The 3,758-nt window shown below is 76.9% G+C and carries 3 protein-coding genes; 2 read left to right on the top strand and 1 reads right to left on the bottom strand.

Features of this window, described 5'->3' with window-relative positions; all coding sequences use genetic code 11:
• The first annotated feature begins 249 nt into the window (after positions 1-249).
• Entirely contained in the window at positions 250-966 is a 717-nt protein-coding gene (locus ABZW30_RS46630) for a response regulator transcription factor (RefSeq protein WP_355677432.1), read from the top strand.
• A 255-nt stretch (positions 967-1,221) separates the two neighbouring features.
• Here the strand turns inward: ABZW30_RS46630 and ABZW30_RS46635 are convergent, their stop codons facing one another.
• On the bottom strand, positions 1,222-2,925 hold the full coding sequence (locus tag ABZW30_RS46635; protein WP_355677434.1) for a GAF domain-containing protein: 1,704 nt from the start codon (positions 2,923-2,925) through the stop codon (positions 1,222-1,224).
• 323 nt (positions 2,926-3,248) lie between these two features.
• Here ABZW30_RS46635 and ABZW30_RS46640 point away from each other — a divergent pair, with 323 nt between their 5' ends.
• On the top strand, positions 3,249-3,698 hold the full coding sequence (locus tag ABZW30_RS46640) for a universal stress protein (protein WP_355677433.1): 450 nt from the start codon (positions 3,249-3,251) through the stop codon (positions 3,696-3,698).
• Positions 3,699-3,758: the final 60 nt, after the last annotated feature.

Below are 3,758 nucleotides of genomic sequence, written 5' to 3' on the forward strand. Positions count from 1 at the left end.
GCCCCCGGCGCGCGGGGGGGCCCCGGCCCCGCGCGGGGGCCCCCCCCGGGGGGGGGGGGGGGGGGGGCCGGGGGGGGGGGGCCCCCCGGGGGGGGGGGGGGCGCCCCGCCCCCCCCCGCCGCCGTCTGTTGGGTCCTCCGTCCCGCCCCGATTGGGGCCGTTGGGCCCTGGGCCCGTGCCTGCGGGCGGGGGATGATGCCCTGGGCCCCGCTGGGAGTGTGCGGGGGTTGATGAAGGTGGAGCCGCGTCATGGCGACCAAGGTGGAGGGTGTCGAGGGTTCGGCGCCGGTTCGGGTGTTCCTGCTGGACGACCACGAGGTGGTGCGCCGTGGGGTGCACGACCTGCTGGACGGTGAGCCGGACCTGGAGGTGGTCGGGGAGGCCGCGACGGCCGAACAGGCCCTGGTGCGGGTGCCGGCGCTGCGGCCCGATGTGGCGGTGCTGGACGTCCGGCTGGGCGACGGGGACGGCGTGTCGGTCTGCCGTGAGCTGCGCTCGCGGATGCCCGACCTGGCCTGTCTGATGCTGACCTCCTTCGACGACGAGGAGGCGCTGCTCGACGCCGTGATGGCGGGCGCCGCCGGCTATGTGCTGAAGCAGATCAGCGGCACCGACCTGGTCGCCGCCGTCCGTACCGTCGCCTCCGGCCGGTCGATGCTCGACCCCGGTGCGGCGACCCGGCTGCTGAACCGGCTGCGCAGTGACGCCGAGCCCGCCCAGCCGGTCACCGCCGGACCGGGGCTGACCGCGCGCGAGGAGGAGGTGCTGGCACTGATCGGCGAGGGCCTGACCAACCGGCAGATCGGCGAGCGGCTCTACCTGGCCGAGAAGACGGTGAAGAACCACGTCTCCCGGCTGCTCGCCAAGCTCGGCGTGGAGCGCCGGGTGCAGGCGGCGCTGATCGCCACCGAGCTGCGGCAGTCCTCCACCGCGCAGCCGTCCACGCCGCGGTTCGGCCGGGGCTGACGGCCCGCCCGCTCCCGGCCCTTCGGCGGGACCATCGGCCCTCGCGACCCCGCCCCGCCCGGGCGAGCACCGCGGGCATGAAGAGCGATCACGACTGCGACGCCGAGGCACGGCCCTCAGGGGCCCTCAGGGGCCCTCGGAGGAGCCGGAACGGACGAAGTGGCCGCGGTCGAGCAGCGGTCGGGCGTGGTCTTCCGCGGTCGCGCGGTGACCGTCGAGGGCGCCGGGCACGACCCCGATGCCCCGCTCGGCCGCTCAGGACCCGAGCGGCGCCTCCCACACCAGCCGGGTGCCGCCGCCCTCGCCGTCCGCCGGGCCGAGGGTGAAGGCCCCGCCGACCCGCTCGGCGCGCTCGGCGAGGTTGCGCAGCCCGCTGCGCCGGCCGCCCTCGGGCACCCCCACCCCGTCGTCGGTCACCGTGAGCACCACCTGCCCGGCCAGGGCGCGCAGGGCCACCTCGACCCGGGTGGCGCGGGCGTGCCGGGCGGCGTTGCTGAGCGCCTCGGCGAGGACGGCCACCACGTGCTCGGCCAGCTCCTGCGGCACGTCGGTGTCGAGCAGGCCCTCCATGCTCAGCCGGGGCGCGAACCCGAGCGGCCCCTGCGCGTCGGTGACCACCCGGGTGGCGCGGGCGCGCAGGCCGCGGTCGGGTTCGCTGTGGGCGCGCAGGCCGAAGATGGTCGAGCGGATGATCTTGATGGTCTCGTCCAGGTCCGCGACCGCGCGGGCCACCCGGTCGGCGGCGGCCGGGGACTCGATCAGCCGGCCCGCGCTCTGCAGGGTCATCCCGGTGGCGAACAGCCGCTGGATGGCCAGGTCGTGCAGGTCCCGGGCGATCCGGTCGCGGTCCTCCAGCAGGTTCAACTGCTCGGCGTCGCGCCTCCGTTCGGCCAGCTCAAGGGCGAGCGCCGCCTGGTCGGCGAAGCCCAGCAGCGGGCCGGTCTCCTCCGGCCCGAAGGCCGGCCGTCCCTGCGCCCGGGCGAGCAGCAGCACGCCGCGCCCGTACCCGGAGCCGGTGCCCAGCGGCACCGCGACGGCCGGGCCCAGCCCGTCGAAGCGGCCCGCCGGACCGGCCGGGAAGCGGGCGTCGCAGGCCAGTTCGTCGCTGGTCACCGGCGAACCGGAGGCGTACGCGGCGCCGGACAGGGTGCCGTCCACCGGCACCGTCACGCCCAGCCGGGCGGCGGGCGCGCCACCGAGCGCGACCTCGACCGTCAGCTCCTCGGCGCGCTCCTGCGGACCGGCCAGCGCCACCGAGACGTCCGCCAGTTCGGCGCGGGAGATCTCCCGGGCCCGGCGGGCGATCAGCTCGACCACCTCCAGCCGCGGCGCGCCCGACAGCAGGCTGCGGGTGATCTCGGTGCTGGCCCGCAGCCAGCGCTGGCGCAGCTGCGCCTCCTCGTACAGCCGGGCGTTGTCGATCGCCACCCCGGCCGCGACCGCCAGGGCGGCGATCACCGCCTCGTCGTCCTCGTCGAAGTCCAGCCCGCCGCGCTTGTCGGTCAGGTACAGGTTGCCGAACACCTCGCCGTGCACCCGCACCGGCACCCCCAGGAAGGTGTGCATCGGCGGGTGGTTCGCCGGGAAGCCGACCGAGGCCGGGTGGTCGGACAGCACCGGGCAGCGCAGCGGCTGCGGATGGCGGATCAGCTCGCCGAGGATGCCCCGGCCGGAGGGCGGCGGGCCGATCTCGGTGATCTCCTCCTCGGACAGACCCACCGTCAGGAACTGCGACAGCGAGTGCCCGTCCGGCCCGATCACCCCCAGCGCGCCGTACCGGGCGTCCACCAGGTCCGCGGCGGCCTCCACGATCCGATGCAGCGCCTGGGAGAGGTCCAGCTCACGGCCGACCGCGAGCACCGCCTCCAGCAGGCTGTGCACCCGGTTCTGCGTCCCGCGCGCCGCGTCGATGCGCCACTGGAGCTCCTCCAGCAGCTCGTCCAGGCGCAGCCGGGGCATCCGCGCGCCGCCGCCCGCCGCACTGCCGTCCGCTCCGCCCACCGCTGTCCTCCTCGTCCTCGCCCTGAGCGTCCACCGCTGCGGGTCCGGGCGGCTTCGGCGCCGTCCGACCAGCGGGAATGCCGTGTTCATACGGTAGTGCCCGGGTGTCGACGGGGTGGAGGCCGGGGCCGCCCGTAATCTTCGGCCGGCGGGTCTTTCGTCCCGTGGGCGGGGGGCTTGCGGCCTCTGGTGGGGGCCGTACCCGGACGTCAGGGTGGGAGCAGGAGCGGACGGGGCGTCAGTGCGCACCGTTCCCGGCACCGAGACATGGAGGAACTCTCATGACGTCAACCGTTGCGGCCGGGGTCGACGGCTCGGTGGTCGGCGTCGACGCGCACAGCCCCGAGGAGGAGGTGCTCGCCTTCGCCTTCCGCGAGGCCGCCCTGCAGGGCGCCCGGGTCCGGGCGGTGCACGGCTGGGACCTGCCGCCGCTGTTCGGTTACGCGGGCGGCGCCGTACCGGCGGGGGAGATCGCCCAGCTGGAGGCGCTGGAGGCCAAGCTGCTGTCGCTCGCCCTGGCCGGGCAGCGCGAGCGGCACCCCGAGGTCGAGGTGGTCGAGGACGTCCGGCTCGGTGCCGCCCGCGGCCTGGTGGAGACCTCCGCCGGGGCCGCGCTGGTCGTGGTCGGTCGGCGCCGCCGCCCGATCGAGTTCGGCCCCCGGCTCGGCCGGGTCGCCCACGCGGCACTGCACCACGCCGAGGCGCCGGTCGCGGTCGTCCCGCACGGCTGACCGACCTGCGGACCCCGGCGCGGCCACACCTCGGCGGGGGGGGGGGGGGCGGCCCGGGGG

The sequence above is a fragment of the Kitasatospora sp. NPDC004669 genome (assembly GCF_040609455.1).
Taxonomy (GTDB): Bacteria; Actinomycetota; Actinomycetes; order Streptomycetales; family Streptomycetaceae; genus Kitasatospora.